The sequence below is a fragment of the Paraburkholderia ribeironis genome, from assembly GCF_900019265.1.
In the GTDB taxonomy this organism is placed as follows: domain Bacteria; phylum Pseudomonadota; class Gammaproteobacteria; order Burkholderiales; family Burkholderiaceae; genus Paraburkholderia; species Paraburkholderia ribeironis.
Genome location: NZ_CYGX02000205.1, coordinates 1 through 578 on the forward strand (window position 1 = coordinate 1; position 578 = coordinate 578).

Consider the following 578-nt stretch of genomic DNA (forward strand, 5'->3'; position numbering starts at 1 on the left):
GGCTTCCTGCGCGCTGTGGTGTCCGCCCTGGTTCGACGTGTACTGGATGCCGATGTCGAGAATGCCGTATAGCGTCACCGAACTCTGCGCGTGTGCCCCCGTAGCGATCGTTGCCGCAACAACCGCTATGGCTGGATAGACCGTCGACCTCATTCTCCCCCCTGTGTGCGTAGCCATGAGAATCGCGGAGCACCAGGCCGCCCGGCCAGCACGCTTCAATGTACGTCGGCCGTCGCGAACTCCGCGGAACGGCTAAAAAGTGCATGGCCATTATTTGACGCACAAGGCGCGTGGGCGGAACACCGTTTTCTCAAACTGGTCATCCGGGTTTTCACTGTGTGTGCAGCGATCGCGTTCACGCGGGCTTGTGAAAGACGTATCGCGCTCGCATGTCTGCGAATGGACGCGCTCAGACGCGAGGGGAAATGAACTCCGATGTGACGAACGGCAAAAAAGCGTGCCTAAGGGTTGAAGCGTTCGGCGAGAAAGTCGATGAACGAACGGACCTTGCGCGTCAGCGTTCGGTGCCGCGGAAACACCGCGTAGATATCGCGTTGCCCTCTTTCCCAATCGGGCAT

1 protein-coding gene is annotated in these 578 nt (G+C 59.5%); it reads right to left on the minus strand.

Annotated elements, in window-relative coordinates; all coding sequences use genetic code 11:
* On the minus strand, window positions 1-153 hold a 153-nt coding region (locus BN2475_RS33165), incomplete at its 3' end, for a porin (RefSeq protein WP_143326082.1).
* Between the last annotated feature and the right edge of the window lie 425 nt (window positions 154-578).